This window comes from Idiomarina sp. 29L (assembly GCF_004123135.1).
Lineage (GTDB): Bacteria > Pseudomonadota > Gammaproteobacteria > Enterobacterales > Alteromonadaceae > Idiomarina.
The window spans coordinates 30,749-52,625 of the sequence record NZ_SDJS01000003.1 but is presented as its reverse complement, the minus strand read 5'-3'; the positions used below and the strand labels follow the sequence as shown (position 1 = coordinate 52,625).

The following is a 21,877-nucleotide window of genomic DNA, read 5'->3' as shown; positions in this document are numbered from 1 at the left end:
ACCTTACTTCTGTTCGGATATCAGGGGTACGGTGTGCATTTGGCAACCGCGAGCCCGGTAATGTTTGTAACGTTCTCTGGCAACTGCTTTGCCATCATCTGAAGCAGGCACAATGTCATACAGTTGCTGACTTTGCTGTGCCTGTACAGGTACTTCATTGGCTAAGTTGAATAGCGCGTAGCCTGGTCGTGTTGATCCAGGCTCGCTCTGCGGCCAGCCAATTTCCACCGGTGAGCCGGTCGCGGCGCCTTCACCTACTAGATTATGAGGAATAAAGGCATCTGCAGGCCGCTGCCATAATAACTCATCTAACGCTTCAGCCTGAGCCTGGTTTTGAGCCCAGACCCGTAGCCGTTTATGTTTTCTGTAAAGTTCAGCGATCTTATCGCAAATTAACGCAGTTTGCTCATCCTCTGACGCTTCCGGCATCAGAAAAAACGTAGCTGAGGGCATATTATTCGACCGCCTCGTTCGAGCATCGGTTAATTAAGAACTGGGTCAATAACGGCACCGGGCGCCCGGTAGAACCTTTTTCTTTGCCGCCTTGCCAAGCTGTGCCGGCGATATCCATGTGCGCCCAGTTGTACTTTTTGGTGAAACGAGACAAGAAGCAGGCCGCTGTTATTGTGCCTGCCTCACGACCACCAATGTTGGCCATATCAGCAAATGGGCTGTCGAGCATCGGCTGATATTCGTCCCATAACGGCATCCGCCATGCTTTATCGCCACTTTGCTGGGCGGCATTCAGAATTTCGTGAGCAAGCGGGTTGTGTTGACTCAGTACCGCTGAAGCGTGACTTCCCAGAGCAATAACGCAGGCACCGGTGAGTGTCGCCAAATCAATAACTGAGTCGGGCTCGAAACGCTCTACGTAGGTGAGTGTATCGCATAGTACCAGACGACCTTCTGCGTCAGTATTCAGGACTTCTACCGTTTGCCCACTCATCGTGGTTAGAATGTCACCCGGGCGATACGCTTTGCCGTCGGGCATATTTTCACAGCCGGCGACAGCGCCAATGACATTTACTGGAAGCTGCAATTCAGCCAGTGCCTGCATCGCGCCTAATACACCGGCGGCGCCGCCCATGTCGTACTTCATCTCATCCATATTGGCGGATGGTTTTATTGAAATACCGCCGGAGTCAAATGTTAGACCTTTACCGACCAATACTATTGGTGCTTGATCATCAGGAGCGCCTTTATAATGCATTAAAGTGAGCACTGACTCATGTTCTGAACCTCTGCCAACCGCTAAGTAGGCGTTCATGCCCAGCTTTTCCATCTCAGCTTCTTCAACCGTTGTGACGCTTAAATTATCGTAGTTTTCGGCCATTGCTTTGGCTTGCTCAGCGAGATAGCGGGGCGTACAAATGTTCGGTGGCATGTTAGCAACGTTACGGCACACGTCCATACCAGTAGAGACGGCCAGACCATGTTGCACGGCTTGCTCACCTAACGTGAGTTCTTTTCGGCTGGGCACATTAAAGACTAATTTGCGCAGCGGACGGCGCGGCTCTTCTTTCTTACTTTTTAATTCATTGAAGTTATACAAGGCCCCACGCGCAGCTTCCACAGCTTGTCTGACTTTCCAGTATGTATCGCGACCTTTTACGTGCAGTTCACTTAAAAAGCAGACCGCTTCCATGGAGCCGGTTTCGTTTAATGTATTTATGGTACGTGCGATAATTTGACGATACTGTCGCTCATCGAGCTCGCGCTCTTTACCACAGCCAACCAAAAGTACTCGCTCAGCTAAAATATTGGGAACATGATGCAATAACAGAACTTGCCCCGATTTACCTTCTAAGTCACCGCGGCGCAACAAGTTGCTTAAATAGCCATCACTGACCTTGTCCAGCTGTTCTGCCACACCCGATAACCGACGGGGTTCAAAGACACCTACGACAATACACGCAGAACGTTGTTTTTCCGGATTACCACTTTTGACGCTGAACTCCATGACAGTGCTCCTGTTTCAGGTGGCTTTAATGCCTGCTATAGTTTAGCTCTTTAGACATTTTGTTGTTAAAATAACAAGTTTACTTAAAAATCGCAGCTATTCCAGTAAAAACCTAAGTTACATGAGTGAATGTTAGTGCGCATATTTCGGTATTTAATCAGTGAAACACTAAAGTCGCAGCTTGCTGTGCTTTTTATTCTGATGGCTATTTTTGTCAGTCAGAAGTTTGTACGTGTCTTGTCGGATGCTTCTGAGGGCGATATTCCCGGCAGTGTCATTTTTCAATTGTTATCGCTGAATTTACCAGCATTACTGGCGTTAATTCTTCCGCTCAGTTTATTTCTGGGTATTTTGCTGGCTCATGGGCGCATATACGCTGACAATGAAATGACAATCTTGCATGCTTGTGGTGTCAGCGAATGGTATGTGACTCGGGTGACATTGGTTCTATCGTTGATTCTGGCATTGGTGACCGGCGCATTGACTTTATGGTTAGTACCCTGGGCGCTAGAGCAGGAACAACAAGTTGAAGAAAAAGCCCGTTCGGAGAGTGGTCTGACGGCGCTAATGCCCGGACGCTTCCAACAAGCCAGTAACCAAAAAGCGGTTATTTTTGTGCAAGACGTTAACGAAGACGGTCAGCTTGAGGAAATCTTTGTTGCTCAACATAGCCACGAAGGGGATGAGTTACGCTCAGGCAGTGTCGTGATGGCTAAAACGGGGAATGTGATCAGTGAAGACAGTGGCTCTCAATGGCTAGAGTTGGGTGAGGGGCATCGTTACTCCGGCGATCAGAACAGCTATCAGACCATGACTTTTGACAACTATCGCTTGCAAATAAAGGAACAGGAAACGGATAGCCAGGCCCGAAAACTGGAGAACTACTCAACACTGGAGTTATTGGAAACACCGGGTAATGCAGCGGTCGCAGAATTCCAATGGCGAATCGCAATACCTTTGGCTATGCCGTTATTAACGCTGATAGCGGTTCCCTTAAGCCGAGTAAATCCAAGGCAAGGAAAATTTGCCCGTATGGCGCCTGCGTTTTTAATTTATCTTGGTTACTTCCTTGTGCTTATGGCCGCGAAAGCTGCAGTAAGAGATGGTGTTATTCCGTCGTTGATAGGACTTTGGTGGATTCATTTCATTTTGTTGATTTTTGGCTTTATTTTAATTGGTAAAGGTCGGCCGTTGGGCTTAAAGCTCTTGTCACGTTTCAGTGTCCGGAATAAGCGAGGTTAACGATGTTGAGCATTCTGGATAAGTACATTGGCCTGACGGTATTAAAAACTTCCTTAATGAGTCTTGCTGTTCTAACAGGACTGTCTGCACTGATAAGGTTTGTGGAGCAGTTAAAGGCAGTAGGGCGGGGGAGTTACGACACTCTCGATGCAGCATTATTCGTGTTTTATAGTTTACCTCGTGACGTCGAATTGTTTTTTCCTATGGCGGCGTTGCTTGGCGGGTTAATTGGTGTTGGCTTGTTGGCCAGCAACTCTGAATTAGTGGTGATGTTGGCGGCAGGCCGCTCCCGGCTCAATATCATAGCGGCGGTAATGAAAGTCGCCATTATTATGATGGTCGCTGTCATGGCTATTGGTGAATGGGTGGCTCCTCCTATGGAATCGACAGGCCGGGCCATTCGTTCGCAGGAGATTTCCGGAGGCAGTCTAATTTCAGCTCAGCAAGGTGTCTGGGCAAAGGATGGGTCAGACTTTATCAATATCGGTGAAGTTGAAGATACGGGGCGCCTTAATAACGTTATTATTTATGATTTTGACGAAAGTCGTAAATTGCAGAAAGCGACCTATGCGCAAACCGCGCTGTTTATAAATGGTGCCTGGCGTATGCAAGATGTAGTGATTACCGAGCTAGGTGAAAGTCGAGTCAATTCAACCAGAAAAAGTAGTGTTCAATGGCAGTCAACGTTAACGCCCGATAAATTAGGTGTGGTTACCATAAAGCCTGAGTCGCTCTCGATTTCCGGGCTATTAGATTATTTGAACTATCTGGAATTAAATCAGCAGTCCGCAAAACGTTATGAGCTTGCGTTATGGCGTAAATTGCTAGCCCCCATAACCGTTGCTGTCATGCTGCTGGTCGCGCTTTCGTTTATCTTTGGACCACTCCGCTCCACTACCATGGGAGCTCGTATTTTACTTGGGGTTATTACTGGTTTTGGCTTCCACGTTAGTAATGAGATATTTGGCCCGCTAGCGCAGGTCTACCAAATACCGGCATTTCTTGGGGCATTGCTACCGAGTATTGTCTTTGCCGGCTTGGCAGTTTACTTCATGCAGAAAAAAACGGGATAAAACATACAATGGAACGAGGGTTAGAGCTCGTTCCAGTAAAATAATTGATTCGCTTCTTTGGATAAGGTTACAACCTCTGTACCAGCTGCATAATCATGCCAGGCTCGGCGATTTTTAAAGTCGACCAAAATCCACAGGTTTCCAAGCCCTGCACAGCAAGTCAGTAGACGAATAATGGTCTGTTTTAATGTTAAGCGGCTGCCATCGCGGTTTTGTAATTTAAGACGCCAGGCTCTCATACCAATGGTTTGGCCTGAGCGTCTCCAGAACCAACCAAAGAAGATAGTTAATACACTGATTAGGTAAATGCTGTACCACGGTCCCTGAGCAAGCCATCCGGCATGATCCATTCCTTCTGTCAGCTGAACCCAATCTAACGCGGTTAAGGCGGCGGCCAAGCCTAACGCCAGCGCTGACGCGAGCATGATAATAGCGACAGCCACCAAAAAGTCGTATACCCAGGCCGCTAAGCGACGGAGGAAACCTGCGCTTGGAAAACTGGCGTGTAATTCTTGAGCGTTTGATGTCATTGTTGAGTGTTAGCTGTTTTTGATGGGTACTATACTAACACGGTAGATGGCGGGTGACATTAAGTGCCGTTTCAACGCAATGTGGTTAATGAATCATCAGTCAGAAGGGAGAAAGACACTTTTCGATAATTTTCGCTTGATTAGCTAAGTATCGCGGGTATAATCCCGACCCGTTACCTTCCTTGGTAACTCACCCCGCAAAATTGGCGCTGTGGTGGAATTGGTAGACACGCCTGATTCAAAATCAGGTTCCTTCGGGAGTGACGGTTCAAGTCCGTCCAGCGCCACCATATATAAATCCTTTATTTACGTTAATAGCTTTCAGTCATTCGAGAGCCGATTTCTCGATCCTGTTTTAAAAAAAATTTAAAAATTGATTGATCCTTCTTAACGCTTTCTTTACATTTGGCTTATATAGCTTTAATAAGGAGTGTGAAATCTTGAGTTTCTCGCTCTAAACTTAAACGAGATGTGATAGTGCACGTTATACAGTTTTCTTCAACTCATTTGGTAACAACCTTTATACTTGCGATAGTACTCGGTGGGTCCCTTTTATCTGCTTCCAATGCTCAAGAAATTAATTACTCCGATTGCGCCTACATAGAGTTTGACGACGTAGACCCCAGCACGCTGACTTTGCAGGAACGAATTGCGCTTGAAGAGGCCGCATTGTTTGCCTCTTTAGATAACTCGGCAGAGTGTATGGAAGAGGCCACGGCGTCGGCTTCCGGCAGCCTTGCTGACGCTGCCAGCGATAGCGGCTCTGGTGCTGCAGGTGGTGCTTCGGGCTCTGATGGCAGCTCGGGTAATAGCGGCGCAAACTCGAGTGAGCAGCAACAGCAATCTACATCTACGGCATCGGAAAGTTCGGTGGACACCAAAGATCATCAGCGTGGCAATACGGGCAGTGGCAGTTCGGCTGTGTGCGACGCTGTGAAAGAAGGCATGGCTTCGGCAACAACAGAAGCTGAGAAAGAGCATTTTAAAGGCTTAATGGCCGAGTATGGATGTTAATAATTAACGGAAGAAGAACCATGAATACACTAGCTCAACTAAAAAAACTAAAACGATTTTCAGTCGTTATGACGCTTTCAGCAATGTTTACATTAGCCGGCTGCCAGTCAACCCAAACTAATGTTACCAGCGTTGGTCCAAGCATGAATGGTCCGTCAGACTCTAAAGCCCTGGGCAAAGAAGAGCGTAGCTATAGTTACAACTCTGATATTTACCTTAATGTGGCTATTCCGGTGTTTGACCCGGGCTTGCCGAAAGACAGTTCCGGCAATATTGATGATGAAGCCATAGTTGAAGAAGACATTTGGCCACAGGTACGCCGTTTAGAAGCGAACCGCTTTGCCGTAAATACCCGCGAAGCGCTTTCTGACACAAAAGCTTTTGGTGCTGTGAATGTCACTCCTAATGCTAACGTCAGTGCCGATGTTTATGTACTGGGCAAAATTAATTACTCAGACACTGAGACTGTTGAAATTGGTGTTCGTGTTATGGACGCCAGTAACCAAATTTGGGGCGAGGAAGAGTTTGAGTATCAGGTAGGCGCAGGCTTTTACCGTGACGCGTTAAGAAAGGGCGAGAACCCTTACGGCCCGATTTTTAAAAGTGTTGCGGGTTATGTTTATGACTTGTTAATGAAAAAGTCTGAAGAAGAGAAGAAAACCATTCAGGCGGTTTCAGATATGCGTTATGCCGCAATGTACAGTCCGGAAGCCTTTGGTGGGTACCTGGGTGAGTCCAGCAGCTTCTTCTCGAATCGCTCAACTATTACGCTGAATGGAGCTCCGGCTGAGTCGGACCCAATGTATCAGCGGGTTAATGTGATTAAAGCGAAAGACCAACAGTTTATTGACTCTTTGCAGGACAGTTACGACACCTTCTATGCAACGACCCATGATGCATACCGTACTTATCAGGAAGAGACTCTGCCGGTTGCTATTGATATTCGACAGAAGAAAGCAGAGAGAACCCGCGCGCAGGTTGGCGCTGGTATTTTAGCTACGGCTGCTATTTTGCTTGGAAAAAATTCAGGCTCTACTGCGGGTCAGGTGGCAAGTGCAGCGGCAGGTTTAGGTGCGGTATACAGCTTAAGTGAAGCAATAAAAACAAACCGCGAGTTAGGCACTCAGCGTGAGTTGCTTGATGAAATGGGTCAAAACTTAGATATTAAGGTAACCCCACAAATTGTTGAGCTTAATGACCAGAATATTGAGCTAACGGGCACTGCTGGTGAGCAATACGCTCAACTACGCGAAAAGCTGAAAGAGATTTATGAGCTCGAATCAACGCCGTTAACTCAGCTTTAATTCATCCAGGGAAAGGTAACGATGTCGTCTGTTGATCAGCAAATAGCAGAAAACCGTGCTAAAAAGAAAAAAATGATAGTAACCGGCGTAATTGTCTCTGTTTTTGCCTGTTTGTTGATTGGCGTTGTCGTTACTTTGCTCGCTTATTTTCCGGTTTCGGGTAACACGCGGGTAGCCGAGGAAAAGCAAGAGAAAAGTGAGCCGCAGATAAATTCTGCTAACCAGGCAATAGACAGAAAGGAGCTGCAAACGGTCTTAAATGAGACTAGTCAGCGCGTTTCTGAAATTGTTGCCACCCCGTATTTGTCAAAGTGGAAGCCAAGCAAAGTTGAAGGTTTTCAGACCAGCATAGATCAGGCTTTTAATGACTATGGCGCCAGTAATTACAGCCAGGCGCAAACCACTATTGAGCAACTCAATACGGATATTACAGAGTACCAAAGCGCGTTTGAAAAGGCTTATAAACAACCTTATGCAGACGCAGCAAAAGCCTTTGCTGCCGACGACATTGATGACGCCGCTCAGTTGAATGCGCAGGCTTTAAAGGTAAAAGGCGACTATAGCGACGCGCTGGCGTTGCAGAAACGCATCGACACCTACCATGAAGTAGCCGACTTGTATGAACAGGCCAGAGTAGGCGGTGTAGAAGGCAACATAGAGAAGCAGCGTGCTGCTTATCAACAAATTCTTAAGCTTGATCCGCAACAGCAGGAAGCAAAGGCAGCCTTGGCGAAAGTGGAACAGCAAATTAAACAACAACGTTTTGCCCGTGTCCTGGCAACGGCGGTCAAAGCCATTGATAACAAGGACTTTGATCGTGCCCAGGAGGCATTAGCCAAAGCTTCGGCTATAGACAACAACCGGTCGGAACTGGCAACCCTACAGGCGCAAATTGACGCTGAGTTAAAAAGTCAGGGTGTGAAGTCGTTAGAAAAGCGGATTCAGGTATTTGCCGGCGCCGACGAATGGCAGACGGTACAAATGCTGGCAGAAAAGGGGCTGGTTGATTATCCGGACAGCCGGGTTGTGCAGCAGGCTAAAAAAAGCGCGGGAGAAATATTAGCCGCCAGCAGTGCGCTGGATGTGTATATTGAAAGACCAGGCCGCCTTGCTGACAATAATATTCGTCAGAATGCCATAAATGCGGTGTCTAAATACAGCGGACTCACGCAATTGAGCGCAAAACTGGGCGAGAAAATAAATCAGGTTGAGCAACTCATTGAAAAGGAAAATCAGCCTATCGATGTGACCATTCGCTCCGACAACCGGACCTATATAAAAGTATTGGGTGTTGGCGTGGTGGGTGAAGTCAGAGAGAAAGTCATTCAGTTAAAGCCGGGTAAATACCAGTTAGAGGGCCGCCGCGAAGGCTACCGCTCAGTCATTGTCGACGTTGTGGTAGAGAAGTCAGGCACGCCAATTGTGATTAACGTTCAATGTAACGAACGAGTCTAGAATAATAAAAAACAGGAGAGACTTCGTGGCCACACTTGACGAAGCCATTGAGAAAGGACGACGTAAACGACGGTTAATGGCTATTGGCTTCTCGGTCAGTATTCTTGCATTGCTGATTATTTACTTTGGCTGGTTGTTTCTGACCAAAGGCTACAGTTTTACAGTAAAGCCAACAGAAGCGGCGCAAACTCAGCGCTTTGCGGTTAAATCTGGTATTGGTTTTTTCATTGACAATAAATATTACGCGGTAGGTTCTGGTGGCCTCGTGGCGGTGTCGGCCGACAAATACCAAACCAAAGAAGTGCAGGTAAATGACAACAGCCCTTCAACCATTGAAGTTGAGCTGGAGCCTAAACCGGCAAAAGTGACGATAACAACAGAGCCGGGCGCAAATGATATTGTCTGGTCAGTTAACGGTGAGCAGCGAGAAACGGCTTCTACCTTTGAGGGTGAATTTACTCCCGGAACTTATACGGTATCGGCCTCGCATCCGGCTTACGAGCCTGCTTCAGTGGCAATTGAGGCGTTAATAGACGGTAAGGTTGAAGAGCAGATTCGGTTAACACCTATTAGTGGCACTATCTTTATTAGCTCCAGCCCGGCTGGCGCGTCGGTTACCCTTGACGGCAAAGAGGTTGGGTCAACGCCGGTAACCGTTGCTAAAGTGGGCGGCGACTACCCTGTGGTGGTGAATTACCCGGGGTATGAACCGGTAACGGACACTGTGTCTTTAACCGTGCGCAATAAAGAACAGAAGCGTAATTATCGACTGCAGCCAGTGCAGGCCACTATTAATGTCTCAGTGAATCCTAAAGGCGGGGCGTTGTTGGTTAACGGCGCGCCGGCAAAAAATCCAATTAGCGTTGATGCCAATAAAGAACATGTTATTCGTTACGAAAAGGCCGGCTACATTAAGCAGAGCCGGACCATTAAACTGGAGCCAGCCGAAAACCAGCAGCTGACTTTTAACTTAGCCCCGGAAATGGGGGACGTAGCTTTTACCGCTAACGAACCCAGCGACCTGTACATTAACGGACAAAAGCAGGGCACGACGCCGCTTCGTACCACTTTGCAAGCTCTGCCTTCTGAAGTTGAGTTTCGTAAAACCGGTTACCGTACGGTTAAGCAAGAGTTTCAGCCAAGCAGCGATCGGCTGGTGAACGTAAAAGCCGAGATGCTACGTGAGTTTGATGCCAGAAGAAAAGAAGGCAGACCGTTGTTTGTCAGTACTTTAGGCATTGAAATGAACCGTCTGTCGCCGAAAAAATTCACTATGGGCTCGCCGGTTAATGAACCAGGCCGAGGACGTAATGAGCACCAGGTAAAAGTGGATTTCTCGCGTGATGTATGGATATCGCGCCATGAAATTACCGAAGCGCAGTTCGCCGCGTTTAAAGGCTCTGACAGCAAAACAAAAATGCCGGTTACGAATGTGTCCTGGGACGAGGCTGCGCTATTTACCAACTGGTTGAGCGAACAGGAAGGCCTGCAGCCTTTTTATAAAGTCAGTAACGGTAAAGTGGTGGGAACCGATGCGAGCTCGCGTGGTTACCGCTTGCCGACCGAAGCCGAGTGGGAATACATTGCCAAAATTAATCGCAGAGCTGACTCTACTATTTACGTATGGGGCAGTCAGGAACACCTGCGTGACAAGCAGGGCAACTTTGCCGATGAGTCTGCAAAAGGTCAGCAAACTTTCATTTTACGCGGCTACAATGACGGTTTTGCCGGTAAAGCACCGGTAGGCAGTTTTAAAGCAGAGCGCGGCGGCTTTTTTGATTTAGACGGTAACGTCAAAGAATGGGTGCACGACAGTTATACTTTGAACCCGCCCGATCTTGACCGGGTTTACACCGATTACCTGGGCGCGGCTCGGGGCAATGGAAATGTGGTAAAAGGTGCGTCTTATAAAACCGGGCGGTTGAAAAATATTCGTGCCAGCGTTCGCGACGGTGAAAGCGCTTCGGCAGAGGATATCGGCTTTAGAATAGCCCGGTATCATCAGTGATGAGGAGAAACATCATGAAAAAACGCGTGATTTTGGGCGTCATACTGCTGGCTCTGGCCGGCAGCGCGACTGCTTACTTTGTGTCTTTGGATGCACCACAAGATTTCCCCACCAACATTTAACGCCCGGAATGCATAATGTCTAAAAATAATACGCTTTCAATGAGCCCTAACTTTTTTGTCAGTGGTGGTGTGCTACTGGCTATTTTTACCCTTATACACTTGCTGTATGCAGGACTTATTCGCCCGGCGGCCGAAGTGGCAATGGCAGAGCAAGGAACAGAAGCTTTAACTGCATTTTCGGTTATCTTCAAAGATGTTGAACAGCAGGTGTGTATTTCGCTTATGTTTTTCTGCCTGTTTCTTATGCTGTATAAGCTGTGGCGGTTAATTGACGAAGAAGAAATTTACTCGCGAGACTTACTGGAAAGCTACGATAAGTCGGAAGCGCTGGACGTTGATGCGGCATTAAATGATTTAGAAAGTTCGGCTTATAAAGAAACCCCGGCATACAGCACCTGGATTAACTGTATTCGTCGTTTTAAGAACACCAAAAACGTTCAGCATGCGGCTGATACTATCGAGTCGTCGGTAGACAATATTGCCATTCAGTTAGAAAGCGGTAACAACATGATCCGCTACATTATCTGGGCTATTCCGTCTATTGGTTTCGTGGGTACGGTTCGCGGTATCGGCGCTGCGCTGGCGCAGGCCGACAAAGCTCTTGAGGGAGACATTGCCGGTATGACTGCATCACTGGGTGTGGCTTTTAACTCAACTCTGGTGGCACTGTTTATTTCTTTAATTCTGATGTTGTTTATGCACTTGTTGAACAGTCGTCAGGACAAGATGGTGATCCGCACGCAAGAGTCCTGCGAGAAGCATTTGCTGTCTCATTTACACAGTTAATTGAGCGACTCAGATGCGACGAACACGCCAGGCTGGCGACGGATTTAATCTATCTTTTCTGGATGTCATGGCATGCGGCCTGGGTGCCGTTATTCTTATTTTCATCCTGGTAGACTTTAAAGCCTTTACGCCTGACCCTTCAGAAGAAAAAGAAAAGCTCGAGCAGGAGCTGGCGGCGTCAATGGACGAGCAGCAGCGGCTGAAAAAATCCATTGACGAAATTAATGACAAAATTGCGCTGGAGTCGGCTAAGCAGGAAGATTCCGAAGAAGCGAAAAACGACACCACCCAGGATCAAACCAAAGCTTTGCAGGACTTGTCGACTCAGTTGGCCGTAGTTGCCGACCTGGAAAACCAGTTAGCGGCGTTGTCCAAAGAAGTTGAGAAGTCAGCCAACGTTGAAGTTTCAGGCACTGGTGAGCAAAACTTTATCACCGGCATGAAGGTGGAAGGCGAACAAATAGGCATTCTGATCGATAAAAGTGCTTCTATGATGGGCGACAACTTAATTGATGTGTTGAGCAAGTTGGCTTTAAGCGATGGCGACAAAGTGTCTACCGCTAAGTGGATAAGAACACGCCGGGTTGCTCAGTGGTTATTGGCAAGGCTTCCGCAAACCTCGAAAGTGAGTTTGGTGACGTTTTCCGATACCGCCAAACGGCTGGGCATGCGTAATGTGAGTACGGCGTCAGTCAGCGGCTCTATGAATTCTATTGTGAAGGACTTAGGCGCGGTTGTGCCAGAGGGCGGAACCAACCTTCAGCTGGGTATTAGCAAGTTATTTGAGACGAACCCGGATATTACCGACGTGTATATTGTCACTGACGGTCTGCCGACACTAGGCGACGGTCTGCCGCTTTCGTGTCGTAACTTTATTTCGACGAAAAAGTCCATTTCCTCAGACTGCCGTCAGGCATTGATGGTAGAGACCATCAAGCGCGCTCCTAAAGGCGTTCGTTACAATATTATTCTTCTGCCGATAGAAGGTGACCCCTACGCTTCCCCGCTTTACTGGAACTGGTCGCGGGTTAGTGGTGGCACATTCTTATCACCAGCTCCGGAGTGGCCATAATGAAAAAAATTCAGCGTGCGCCAGTAGAGGTTTTTAACCTTGCCTTTCTGGATATTATTTCCTGTGCTTTTGGTGCGGTGATTATGCTGGTGTTGTTAGCGAAAAACGGTACTGAAGACACCGAGCGCGGGCCAGCTAACCTCAGTACCTTAGTTGCAGAAGTTTTGCAGGCGCAGCAGTCGGTGGAGGAATTAAAAGGAGCTTTGTCCGACAAACAGGATGAGCTGTCTGCCGCAGAGCAAAAGACCGCATCAGTTACTGAGCAGGAAAAGAATTTAGAAAGCTCTATTCCGCGGGCACAGAAAACCCTACAACAGTTGCAGGATAAAGCCTCGTCGTTAAGGGCTGAAATACGCCAAGCGACCGCAATGCTAAACACGCCGAACAGCACTGACACGCCGGATGATGACGTAGGCGGTATTCCAACCGACGCGGAGTACGTAGTTTTTGTTATTGATAATTCCGGGTCTATGTCGGGAGGCAGGGGCTGGAGCCGGGTCATTAGTGTAGTTAACGACATTATAGAAAGTCACCCGAAAATGAAGGGCTTCCAGATTATGGCCGCCGACGGTGACTTTATGTTCAGCAGTAAAGCGGGTGACTGGTTACCTGACAGTAAACGGTTCAGACAAATGGCCATGCAACAAATGCCAAACTTTACCGGCGGTAAAAGTGCGCCTGAACTGGGTATTCTGAAAGCCATTAACCTTTATAAAAAAACCAAGGGCACAACCAGCTTGTATGTTTTTGGTGACGATTATCGGGTAAATAATCTGGATGCGATAGTTCGGCAGATCACCAGTCAAAATCAGGGCGCGGACGGCAAGCCTGTAATGCGCATTCATGGTATTGGCTTTAGCCGCGCAAGTGGTAACGCAGAAACCTTCGCTGCCTTTATGCAGGCGGTCGCTAAACGCAACCGCGGAGCCTTTGTTGGACTGAACTTTTAGTTAGCCCCCTAAAAAGGGGGCGATTGTATTTTAAATGACTAGTCAATAAGCTCTTTGTGAGTCACCGCAGAGATGATCTCAGCAAAAGTAGAAGGTAAGTGAAAGACATTGACTGATTCGCCGGTTAACTCGGCTATCTTTAATGAAGAAATGATTCCGTACACTTCCCCATCACTGATGACGACAATAAAGTCTCTCCCGCTAGATTTTAATGTCGCTGCGGCGTCACCGATTCGAGACTTCTGAACATCTTTGAGACTGACTTGTGGTAAAGCTGACAAAGGTGTCATTAAATCCTTTGCGGTTAACTCTTCCCAGAAAGTCTGAGTGCTTGTTGTCGTTTGGGTCGCTTTTCTCCCGTGAAGTTCTCTAAGGGCTAAAACCCCTATTATTTGAGAGTTGCGGTTATGGATACAGGCATAGCGCTGAGACTGCTTACGCATACTCTTTTCCGCGTCCATAAGTGTTGTGCTTTCCGATAATTGCACTGGTGATGACAAATCAAAGTCATCCATTACACGAAGTGCGTTGTCTGTCCAGCTTGCAGTCTCGTTATCTTGCGAGCGGCTATGAAGCATCGCTTTATCTTCATCTGAAGACCATTGAATCTCTTTAAATTCATTCATTGTGTTACTCCTTTAAAAAATAGGTTTTGTCTTTTTTAAAGGAGAAAAGGAGGCTCTCTCGGTCTATACCATCTTTTAGCTTCGACTGATGATACTAGGCGTAGTGATAAGGTTATTGCCGTGGGAAGATGTAAATGATTGTATGTCGGTGTGTCGACCAGTGCTTTGTCATACTCATCGCCGTCTTGCGCTGATCCCGCTTCAAGTGATAGCTGGATTGGTACTGTAACGGTCAGCGTGTCTTTATGGGAGGAGACCCCAGGCGCATCAATCGACGACGGCAACGAATAGGTAACCAGGCTGAAGACAATGATTAACAAGCACGCACAGAGTCTGCCTAGTGCACAGACTGGCGATGATGTTCTGTTGTTTGGCGCGATTTGCTTCATATCATTAAGTACAGCCTTACTTCTATATTGATCCAAGTTAAAACATCTTGTGTCACTCAACAATCTATTTTTTGAATTAATTTAGGGGGCAAACGCTCAAAATACAAGCAAACACTGACAATGCCTTCCACAGCACGTATACTGTTGAGCATCGGTACTTTAACCGAACAACATTAAATAGGATTCTATGTCAGATAATAAAACAATGCCCGAATACGAAGTCGAAATTCCAAGTCGCGAGCAGCTACTGCAGTTAGTGAAAGATAACCAGAAGCCTGTGCCTTTTGATGAGTTTATTCGCGTTTTTAAACTTGATGACGAGCGCCAGTCGATTGGTCTTAAGAGACGTTTGCGAGCGATGGAACGTGACGGGCAACTGATATACAGTAAAGCCAATGCGTATGGCCTACCTGAGCGTATGGATCTCATTAAAGGTCGTATTATTGGTCACAAGGACGGCTTTGGATTCTGCCAGCCAGACGAAGGTGGTCCGGATTTATTTATTCCTCACCATCAAATGTATTCTGTCCTTCATGGTGACCGCGTATTAGTCAAAAAAAGTGGTAAAGACAGTCGCGGTAAGACAGAAGGGCGAATTGTTCGGGTGACTGAGCCGCGTGACAGTAATATCGTTGGGCGTTATTTTATCGAACATGATCTTGGCATTGTCGTGCCGGATGATAATCGAATTAGCCAAGACATTTTAATTCCCGACGCCGACAAGAATGGCGCCCGCCATGGACAGCTTGTTGTCGTTGAAATTACACGTCGTCCCAGCCGCCGTACCAGCCCTATCGGGCGTGTTACTGAGGTATTGGGTGAGCACATGGCACCGGGCATGGAAATTGAAGTCGCCATTCGCGAGCATGACATTCCTAACGAGTGGCCTCAAGGGATTGATAACGAGCTGTCGAAGTACAGTGAAGAAGTGCCCAAAGAAGCTTATGAAGGCCGCGTGGACTTACGAGAACTGCCATTAATTACCATCGATGGTGCGGATTCGCGTGACTTTGATGACGCGGTCTGCTGTATGCCTGAAGAAAAGGGCTGGCGTCTGTGGGTTGCGATAGCAGACGTGTCTTATTATGTGCGTCCTGATACGGCTTTGGACAAGTCAGCGACAGAGCGCGGTAATTCGGTTTATTTCCCGAATAATGTGATTCCGATGCTACCGGAGAAACTCTCAAACGGTCTTTGTTCACTCAACCCGGATGTTGACCGGTTATGCATGGTTGCAGAGATGGAACTAGGCCCGAGAGGTAAGCTAAAAGCGTCACAGTTTTATCCTGCGGTTATGAAAAGCCATGCAAGATTAACGTATGACAAAGTGAAAGATATTCTTGACGGTGACAAAGAGCTAAGAGAACAGTATGAACCGGTTCTTGGCAACATAGAAGAATTGCGAAAGCTGTATAATGCGTTAAGTGCGGCACGAAAACGTCGTTCAGCTATTGAGTTTGACACTCAAGAAACGCGTTTTATATTTAATGCTCAACGCAAGATTGAGCGCATTGAGCCGGTTAAGCGTCACGTTGCACATAAAATAATTGAAGAATGCATGATTATGGCAAATGTGGCGGCCGCTCAGCTAATAGAGTCGGATAAAGAAGTGGGGGCCTTATTCCGCGTTCACGAAACGCCGAGCGATGAACGTCTGACTAGCTTCAGAACGTTTCTTGGCGAGCTTGGCCTGAATTTAGGCGGAGGCGAAGAACCGACTCCCAGAGACTACGCGAAGCTACTGGATGAAGTAAAAGACCGCCAGGATCACGAATTGATTGAAACTATGTTGTTACGCTCTATGCAGCAAGCGGTCTACCAACCAGATAACAAAGGCCATTTCGGCCTGGCGCTGAAATCCTACGCGCATTTCACATCACCGATTCGCCGTTATCCAGACCTCATTTTGCACCGTGCGATTAAGTCCATATTGCGTAAGCAAAGCGGCAGTGAAGGTGGTCTAGTGGGGGCTTGGACCTACTCAGAGACACAGTTAGATGAGCTCGGTGTGCATACATCGATGACTGAGCGCCGCGCGGATGATGCGACACGACAAGTTGATGAGTGGTTGAAGTGTGAATTTATGCTTGACCATATTGGTATGGAGTTTGACGGTGTCATATCGTCGGTGACGAACTTTGGCTTGTTTATCCGGTTGAGCGACTATCAAATTGACGGTCTGGTCCACATTAGTAATTTAGACAATGACTATTACCATTTTGACCAACAGAAGGGAATGTTGATTGGCGAGAACAGCCGCAGTGTGTTCCGTCTGGGTGACAGCGTAAAAGTCAAAGTTAAAGATGTGAACCTGGATGATCGTAAAATTGACTTAACCTTGCTGGAGGCAACTAGTCCGAGTGGCAAAAAACGCGATATGCCAAAGAAAGGTTCGGGCAAACCGAAAGGTAATCGGTCGTCGAAAAATAAGCGGGGAGGCCAGCGCAAAAAGACCTCTCACAACAAGAACCGGAAATAATCAATGAGTCAGAAAGTTACTGTTTTTGGTTTGCATGCCGTTAAAGCAATTCTAAAGAATCATCCTGACCGTTTGGTTGAGCTTTATGTTTCAAAAGAACGTCAGGACGATGCGGTGAAAGAGATCGTCAACGAGTGTTATGCCACTGGTACTCGACCACAATGGGTGCCAAAGCAGGCACTTGAGAAGCGGTCTGAGGGAGGCAATCATCAAGGGGTTGTGGCGACAGTGCACTCTCCGCCTACATTGACAGAGCATGACTTACCGCAGTTAATTGATAGTTCAGAAACATCGTCGCTGTTTTTAGTGCTTGATGGTGTGACTGACCCGCATAATCTTGGCGCTTGCTTGAGAACGGCCGACGCAGCAGGCGTAACTGGCGTTATCGTGCCGAAAGACAAGTCCGCTCAAATCACACCAACGGTGCGAAAAGTTGCGTCTGGCGCTGCTGAGCATGTGCCTTTAATTGTGGTGACTAACTTAGCCAGAACTCTGCGCGACCTGCAAGAGCAAGGCGTTTGGGTGTACGGCACTGCCGGAGAGGCGACAAAGTCAGTTTACGATATCGACTTCAGAGGTCCGGTGGCTATAGTGATGGGCGCTGAAGGCAAAGGCATGCGCCGTATTACCCGTGAAACTTGTGATGAGTTGATAGCTATTCCGCTGAGCGGTAGTGTCAGTAGTCTGAATGTGTCAGTTGCCAGCGGTGTTTGTCTGTTTGAAGTGGTGAGGCAGCGCAGTGGATCTTAAACGAAAGCTGATTCCTGTTGGCATTGCACTGGCGATGGTTGCGGTGTTGTTTATTAGTTGGACGCCTAATTGGGATAGCCCGGAATGGATGCGTTCGACGAAGCCTTTTGTTTCTTTTGATTTTAATTTAGACAACGCCGATAGCCGAGCCGCAAAAGAATTGGTTATTGATATAAAAAACCGTTTACAAGTGCGGCACGAGTGGCATGTTGTTAAAGAAAAAGAGTCACAGTGGCAAGTACAAACAACAGTAACCGAAGATGCGGCTAGTGTTCAGTTAGACGCGTCAGTCTTCAAAGAAGGAAAACCGGTTGATCACCTAATTGTTCGTGGCGAAAAAGCCGTTGCTAACGAATTAGCTGACCGGCTTGTTTCTCTTCTGAGTTCCCGCATAGAAAAAGCCCATAAAGACGCCGACTAAGTTGCAGTTGACGTTTTTTTTTGATAGTATCGCGCGGCTTAAATCAGCCATTGTATAAACTACTAGTTGAGTTCCTTGCTTCTACGTCAGTGCGGCTGAGCTGAACCGAGGCTATACGAACCAAAAGGAAACTGTAATGCGTCATTACGAAATCGTATTTATGGTCCACCCGGACCAAAGCGAGCAAGTACCTGGCATGATCGAACGCTACAGCGAAACGATCAAGCAAGGTGGTGGTCAAATCCATCGTTTAGAAGACTGGGGCCGTCGTCAATTGGCTTACCCAATCAACAAGCTGCACAAAGCGCACTATGTTCTTTTGAACATTGAAGCGTCAGCAGACGTTGTGGAAGAGCTTGAAACTGCATTCCGTTTTAACGATGCAGTCTTACGCAACATGATCATGCGTAAGAAAGAAGCGATTACTGAACCTTCGCCGCTGACTAAGCCGAAGGAAGATCGCAAAGGTGACAGTGAAGCTGCGTAAAGCAAGCTGACCATACACTATGAATCGACTGCATTTAACCGGAACTTTAAGCAAGGCTGCCAAGCTGGAAACTAGCCCATCGGGTATAGAACATTTGCAGTTAGTGATTGAGCATCGGTCGATGCAACCCGAAGCGGGTATGAATCGCCAGTCTTATGTGCGAATTCAAGTCGTTTTAAGTGGTGAAGGTTTACAACACTGGTTACAAAAATTGACGGTGGGTTGTGAAGTTCTGGCAGAAGGATTTCTGCACAGACACGAAGACAATAGCGGTACGCCGCGCTTGGTACTTCACGCTCAGCATCTAGAATTGATTTAAGGAGACCATCATGGCTCGTTTTTTCCGTCGCCGTAAGTTCTGCCGCTTTAAAGCAGACGGCGTAAAAGAAATTGATTACAAAGATATCGCTACGCTTAAGAACTACATTACCGAAACCGGTAAAATCGTTCCTAGCCGTATTACTGGAACATCTGCTAAGTATCAGCGTCAGTTAGCGCGCGCAATTAAGCGTGCCCGTTATTTGTCACTGCTGCCTTATACTGATTCACATCAGTAAGCTAGCGCGGTTCGATTACCAAAAGTAGAGGTAGCGAGAAAATGAACATCATTTTATTAGACAAAATTGCTAACTTGGGAAGCCTTGGCGATCAAGTAAGCGTGAAATCTGGTTATGCACGTAACTTCCTTTTCCCTCAAGGAAAAGCAGTACCTGCAACTAAAAGCAACATCGAGCTGTTCGAACAACGCCGTGCTGAGTACGAAGCAAAATTAGCTGACGACTTAGCCGCAGCAGAAGCGCGCGCTGAAAAAGTTAACGCGTTAGATGCGGTTGTTATCGAATCTAAAGCGGGTGATGAAGGTAAATTATTTGGCTCAATCGGTACTCGCGACATTGCTGATGCAGTAACTGCTGCTGGCGTTGAAGTGAAGAAGAGCGAAGTATTAATGCCGCACGGAACTATCCGTGAAGTAGGCGAATTTGACATCGAATTGCACTTGCATGCTGATGTATTCGCAAATATCACTCTGAAAGTTGTTGCTGCTGAGTAATATCAGCCAATAAACGACTTGAAAAGCTGCCTTCGGGCAGCTTTTTTTTTGCAAATGAAAAATCTCATGTAAACCTTTCTGGTTCGGCAAACGTCTAAACCCTAAATAATAACAGAAGCGACGGAGACAACAGTGCAATCAGACCCCGATGAGCAAGACATCATTGAGGCTATAAATGGTGATGTTAGGGCGTTCAAGCGACTGTATGAGCGACATTTAAACCATGTTTATGGGCTGGTCTTCCGTTTGTGTGGTGACCGCGCAATGGCTGATGACTTAACTCAGGATGTATTTGTACAGTTGTGGGAGAAGCTGAGCAGCTTCCGCTTTGAATCGAAATTCAGCACATGGTTATACAGTGTTACGAGTCATATTTGCCTGAGTGAGTTGCGTCGGCAAAAACGGTGGTTTCAACGCTTTAAGAACTCGCCAAAAGACGGCGTAGAGCTAGCGGATAAAGGAGGTGCCGACTTGAGTAGATTGGATACTCTGTTATTCCGGTTGCCGGAGCAGGCTCGTCAGGTGTTTGTGTTACACGCGTTAGAAGGTGCGCCGCATCAACAAATTGCGAATGTTCTGGGAATTGCAGTTGGGACGAGTAAGGCCCAGTTTCACCGCGCCAGAAAGAGTCTTGAGGAGTGGCTGGAAAATGACTAACAACAACCAGAAAACTGCGTTAGAAAGCTTAATAGAGCAAATGAATGATAAGGCTCCGGGACCACAGAAAGACTTATGGCCAGGTGTTGAGTCGCGCATTCAATTAAAAAGGAATGTGACGAAGCCCGTGCGAGCATTCTGGTATGGAGCCGTTGCTGCAAGCTTAGTCATTCTGACTTTTCTGGGTGGCTGGCAATTGAGTGTTAATGAGCTTAATCAACCGACATCGGCATTGTATAAAATTGCGCAGAAGATAAACAATGACCAGAAACAGCAGGTAGCACAACTTAGAACAGGCTATCAGCAAGCCGGTTATCAGTATGACGCCAGTCAACTGCTAAGTGAGCTAGACGAGTTGGAAATGGCCCGAGAGGAAATAACACGCGCTTTAAAAAACAGTCCTTCTGAGCCAGAGTTGCTGGATCTCCTTATTTGGGTCAATCAACAGGAACTGAACTTGATAAATCAGTCGTATCAAACGAAAACAAAACGACTTCAGGAAATTTAACCAGGAGAATCTCATGAAAACGTTTATTACTTTACTGAGCAGTGCTTTGCTTTTAATAACCTCATCGGTTTTAGCGCAAGATAAAGTCGATAAGGAGTTGGCGGTGTCACCAACTAGCCGGCTGTCTATCGATAACATGCGCGGAAAGCTGGAATTGGTCACCTCTGACAGCGATAACGTCAGAGTGGTTGGAACTCTTGATGAAGACGCCGAAGACTTCATTTTCGAACAGCGTGGTAACACCGTTTATATTGAAGTAAAAACGCCTCAAAATAAGGGGTTCAGTTTTTCTTCGTCAGACTCTGAAGGCTCAGATTTAAAAGTTTATGCGCCGGAGTCAATGGACATTGATATTAAAGGCGTTTCTATGGATGTTACCGCGGCAGGTTTTACAAATGACTTTGACGTACGCTTGGTGAGTGGCAACATTGTTATTCATAACATTAGCGGGCCAGCCCATCTAAAAACGGTCAGCGGTGATATTACCGCAAAAAATATGAGTGGCAATGGCAGTTTTGAAACGGTTAGCGGCGACATTACCGACACTGACAATAAATCGACTGAAGGTTCATACCAAGCAGTTAGCGGCGATATAACGGTGGAGTCGAACCGTCTTTCTGAGGTGACGTTGCAGACCGTGTCCGGGGATATTAATGCCACCTTAGGCGTCTTGAATAAGACGAAAATGACGACAGTCAGTGGCGATGCTCAGTTAATTGCTGAACTGGCTGAATCAGCTCGGGTTGAGGCGAAATCTGTCAGTGGCGACGTTGATTTTGGTTGGAGAGGTGATTTGCATGCTAACTTCTCAATTAAGTCGAATGCGGGCGGAAAGATCACAAACCGTCTAACGGATGACAAAGTAGAAAAGGCTGAGTGGGGGCCGTCTTCGACATTAGAGTTTAAAGTTGGTAATGCGACCTCGGACGTTTCGGCAACGACTGTTAGCGGAGAAATAACATTAAGCAAAGAGTAGCTTAGAGCGCAAACGAG

General features: G+C 47.1%; 23 protein-coding genes and 1 tRNA gene. 20 read left to right on the top strand and 4 right to left on the bottom strand.

Going from position 1 to position 21,877, the window contains the following annotated elements:
* Positions 1–3: 3 nt before the first annotated feature.
* Both EST55_RS07665 and pepA read right to left on the bottom strand, forming a co-directional pair.
* Positions 4–453 (bottom strand): DNA polymerase III subunit chi, encoded by a 450-nt coding sequence (locus EST55_RS07665; RefSeq protein WP_100691634.1) that lies wholly within the window; start codon positions 451–453, stop codon positions 4–6.
* A 1-nt stretch (position 454) separates the two neighbouring features.
* Positions 455–1,960, bottom strand: coding sequence for a leucyl aminopeptidase (pepA, locus tag EST55_RS07660; protein ID WP_129497046.1), 1,506 nt, complete (start codon positions 1,958–1,960; stop codon positions 455–457).
* Positions 1,961–2,095: 135 nt separating this feature from the next.
* Here pepA and lptF point away from each other — a divergent pair, with 135 nt between their 5' ends.
* Both lptF and lptG read left to right on the top strand, forming a co-directional pair.
* A complete protein-coding gene (lptF, locus tag EST55_RS07655) occupies positions 2,096–3,202 on the top strand; it encodes an LPS export ABC transporter permease LptF (RefSeq protein ID WP_100691636.1) in 1,107 nt (368 codons plus the stop codon).
* A gap of 2 nt (positions 3,203–3,204) precedes the next feature.
* Positions 3,205–4,275 (top strand): LPS export ABC transporter permease LptG, encoded by a 1,071-nt coding sequence (gene lptG / locus EST55_RS07650; RefSeq protein ID WP_100691637.1) that lies wholly within the window; start codon positions 3,205–3,207, stop codon positions 4,273–4,275.
* 20 nt (positions 4,276–4,295) lie between these two features.
* Here lptG and EST55_RS07645 read toward each other — a convergent pair whose 3' ends face one another.
* Positions 4,296–4,805: an RDD family protein gene (locus EST55_RS07645; protein WP_129497044.1), complete on the bottom strand. Its 510-nt coding sequence runs from the start codon at positions 4,803–4,805 to the stop codon at positions 4,296–4,298.
* A gap of 205 nt (positions 4,806–5,010) precedes the next feature.
* Between EST55_RS07645 and EST55_RS07640 the strand changes: the two genes are divergently transcribed.
* The 8 genes from EST55_RS07640 (at position 5,011) to EST55_RS07605 (ending at position 13,516) form a co-directional block, all read left to right on the top strand.
* Positions 5,011–5,095 (top strand) — tRNA-Leu (locus tag EST55_RS07640).
* 187 nt (positions 5,096–5,282) lie between these two features.
* Positions 5,283–5,819 carry a hypothetical protein gene (locus EST55_RS07635; protein WP_240665279.1) on the top strand — a complete coding sequence of 179 codons (537 nt, stop codon included), beginning with the start codon at positions 5,283–5,285 and terminating at the stop codon, positions 5,817–5,819.
* A gap of 20 nt (positions 5,820–5,839) precedes the next feature.
* Positions 5,840–7,123, top strand: a complete 1,284-nt coding sequence (locus tag EST55_RS07630; RefSeq protein WP_129497043.1) for a hypothetical protein — start codon at positions 5,840–5,842, stop codon at positions 7,121–7,123.
* 21 nt (positions 7,124–7,144) lie between these two features.
* Complete coding sequence (locus EST55_RS07625; RefSeq protein WP_129497042.1) at positions 7,145–8,578, top strand: tetratricopeptide repeat protein; 1,434 nt, start codon at positions 7,145–7,147, stop codon at positions 8,576–8,578.
* 25 nt (positions 8,579–8,603) lie between these two features.
* Entirely contained in the window at positions 8,604–10,586 is a 1,983-nt protein-coding gene (locus EST55_RS07620; protein WP_164976533.1) for an SUMF1/EgtB/PvdO family nonheme iron enzyme, read from the top strand.
* 137 nt (positions 10,587–10,723) lie between these two features.
* Positions 10,724–11,494, top strand: coding sequence for a MotA/TolQ/ExbB proton channel family protein (locus EST55_RS07615; RefSeq protein WP_129497041.1), 771 nt, complete (start codon positions 10,724–10,726; stop codon positions 11,492–11,494).
* Positions 11,495–11,507: 13 nt separating this feature from the next.
* Positions 11,508–12,566 (top strand): vWA domain-containing protein, encoded by a 1,059-nt coding sequence (locus EST55_RS07610; protein ID WP_129497040.1) that lies wholly within the window; start codon positions 11,508–11,510, stop codon positions 12,564–12,566.
* Positions 12,566–13,516 (top strand): vWA domain-containing protein, encoded by a 951-nt coding sequence (locus tag EST55_RS07605; protein WP_129497039.1) that lies wholly within the window; start codon positions 12,566–12,568, stop codon positions 13,514–13,516. Before EST55_RS07610 ends, EST55_RS07605 begins: the two co-directional genes overlap by 1 nt.
* A gap of 38 nt (positions 13,517–13,554) precedes the next feature.
* Here the strand turns inward: EST55_RS07605 and EST55_RS07600 are convergent, their stop codons facing one another.
* A complete protein-coding gene (locus EST55_RS07600; protein WP_129497038.1) occupies positions 13,555–14,142 on the bottom strand; it encodes a hypothetical protein in 588 nt (195 codons plus the stop codon).
* Positions 14,143–14,718: 576 nt separating this feature from the next.
* Here EST55_RS07600 and rnr point away from each other — a divergent pair.
* The 10 genes from rnr (at position 14,719) to EST55_RS07550 (ending at position 21,860) form a co-directional block, all read left to right on the top strand.
* Complete coding sequence (rnr, locus tag EST55_RS07595; protein WP_129497037.1) at positions 14,719–17,010, top strand: ribonuclease R; 2,292 nt, start codon at positions 14,719–14,721, stop codon at positions 17,008–17,010.
* A gap of 3 nt (positions 17,011–17,013) precedes the next feature.
* The gene (gene rlmB, locus EST55_RS07590; RefSeq protein WP_129497036.1) at positions 17,014–17,760 is read left to right on the top strand and encodes a 23S rRNA (guanosine(2251)-2'-O)-methyltransferase RlmB; all 747 of its coding nucleotides are present in this window, start codon (positions 17,014–17,016) and stop codon (positions 17,758–17,760) included.
* A complete protein-coding gene (locus EST55_RS07585) occupies positions 17,750–18,181 on the top strand; it encodes a signaling protein (protein WP_100691649.1) in 432 nt (143 codons plus the stop codon). Before rlmB ends, EST55_RS07585 begins: the two co-directional genes overlap by 11 nt.
* 136 nt (positions 18,182–18,317) lie before the next feature.
* Positions 18,318–18,668, top strand: coding sequence for a 30S ribosomal protein S6 (rpsF, locus tag EST55_RS07580; protein ID WP_088767680.1), 351 nt, complete (start codon positions 18,318–18,320; stop codon positions 18,666–18,668).
* A 19-nt stretch (positions 18,669–18,687) separates the two neighbouring features.
* Positions 18,688–18,987 carry a primosomal replication protein N gene (gene priB, locus EST55_RS07575; protein WP_100691650.1) on the top strand — a complete coding sequence of 100 codons (300 nt, stop codon included), beginning with the start codon at positions 18,688–18,690 and terminating at the stop codon, positions 18,985–18,987.
* 10 nt (positions 18,988–18,997) lie between these two features.
* Positions 18,998–19,225 carry a 30S ribosomal protein S18 gene (gene rpsR, locus EST55_RS07570; protein ID WP_011235166.1) on the top strand — a complete coding sequence of 76 codons (228 nt, stop codon included), beginning with the start codon at positions 18,998–19,000 and terminating at the stop codon, positions 19,223–19,225.
* Positions 19,226–19,266: 41 nt separating this feature from the next.
* Positions 19,267–19,719, top strand: coding sequence for a 50S ribosomal protein L9 (rplI, locus tag EST55_RS07565; protein ID WP_100691651.1), 453 nt, complete (start codon positions 19,267–19,269; stop codon positions 19,717–19,719).
* Between the two features lie 132 nt (positions 19,720–19,851).
* Positions 19,852–20,376 (top strand): RNA polymerase sigma factor, encoded by a 525-nt coding sequence (locus EST55_RS07560; protein ID WP_129497035.1) that lies wholly within the window; start codon positions 19,852–19,854, stop codon positions 20,374–20,376.
* Positions 20,369–20,884 carry a hypothetical protein gene (locus EST55_RS07555; RefSeq protein ID WP_129497034.1) on the top strand — a complete coding sequence of 172 codons (516 nt, stop codon included), beginning with the start codon at positions 20,369–20,371 and terminating at the stop codon, positions 20,882–20,884. Before EST55_RS07560 ends, EST55_RS07555 begins: the two co-directional genes overlap by 8 nt.
* A gap of 13 nt (positions 20,885–20,897) precedes the next feature.
* A complete protein-coding gene (locus tag EST55_RS07550) occupies positions 20,898–21,860 on the top strand; it encodes a DUF4097 family beta strand repeat-containing protein (protein ID WP_129497033.1) in 963 nt (320 codons plus the stop codon).
* Positions 21,861–21,877: the final 17 nt, after the last annotated feature.

Excerpts from the sequence above, each read along its gene's own strand:
- EST55_RS07550 (WP_129497033.1), top strand. The coding sequence starts at position 20,898 with ATGAAAACGTTTATTACTTTACTGAGCAGTGCTTTGCTTTTAATAACC.
- EST55_RS07605 (WP_129497039.1), top strand. The coding sequence starts at position 12,566 with ATGAAAAAAATTCAGCGTGCGCCAGTAGAGGTTTTTAACCTTGCCTTT.
- pepA (WP_129497046.1), bottom strand. The coding sequence starts at position 1,960 with ATGGAGTTCAGCGTCAAAAGTGGTAATCCGGAAAAACAACGTTCTGCG.
- EST55_RS07665 (WP_100691634.1), bottom strand. The coding sequence starts at position 453 with ATGCCCTCAGCTACGTTTTTTCTGATGCCGGAAGCGTCAGAGGATGAG.
- EST55_RS07645 (WP_129497044.1), bottom strand. The coding sequence starts at position 4,805 with ATGACATCAAACGCTCAAGAATTACACGCCAGTTTTCCAAGCGCAGGT.
- EST55_RS07555 (WP_129497034.1), top strand. The coding sequence starts at position 20,369 with ATGACTAACAACAACCAGAAAACTGCGTTAGAAAGCTTAATAGAGCAA.
- EST55_RS07630 (WP_129497043.1), top strand. The coding sequence starts at position 5,840 with ATGAATACACTAGCTCAACTAAAAAAACTAAAACGATTTTCAGTCGTT.
- rpsR (WP_011235166.1), top strand. The coding sequence starts at position 18,998 with ATGGCTCGTTTTTTCCGTCGCCGTAAGTTCTGCCGCTTTAAAGCAGAC.
- rnr (WP_129497037.1), top strand. The coding sequence starts at position 14,719 with ATGTCAGATAATAAAACAATGCCCGAATACGAAGTCGAAATTCCAAGT.
- EST55_RS07610 (WP_129497040.1), top strand. The coding sequence starts at position 11,508 with ATGCGACGAACACGCCAGGCTGGCGACGGATTTAATCTATCTTTTCTG.
- priB (WP_100691650.1), top strand. The coding sequence starts at position 18,688 with ATGAATCGACTGCATTTAACCGGAACTTTAAGCAAGGCTGCCAAGCTG.
- rpsF (WP_088767680.1), top strand. The coding sequence starts at position 18,318 with ATGCGTCATTACGAAATCGTATTTATGGTCCACCCGGACCAAAGCGAG.
- EST55_RS07600 (WP_129497038.1), bottom strand. The coding sequence starts at position 14,142 with ATGAATGAATTTAAAGAGATTCAATGGTCTTCAGATGAAGATAAAGCG.
- lptG (WP_100691637.1), top strand. The coding sequence starts at position 3,205 with ATGTTGAGCATTCTGGATAAGTACATTGGCCTGACGGTATTAAAAACT.
- rplI (WP_100691651.1), top strand. The coding sequence starts at position 19,267 with ATGAACATCATTTTATTAGACAAAATTGCTAACTTGGGAAGCCTTGGC.
- EST55_RS07615 (WP_129497041.1), top strand. The coding sequence starts at position 10,724 with ATGTCTAAAAATAATACGCTTTCAATGAGCCCTAACTTTTTTGTCAGT.
- EST55_RS07625 (WP_129497042.1), top strand. The coding sequence starts at position 7,145 with ATGTCGTCTGTTGATCAGCAAATAGCAGAAAACCGTGCTAAAAAGAAA.
- rlmB (WP_129497036.1), top strand. The coding sequence starts at position 17,014 with ATGAGTCAGAAAGTTACTGTTTTTGGTTTGCATGCCGTTAAAGCAATT.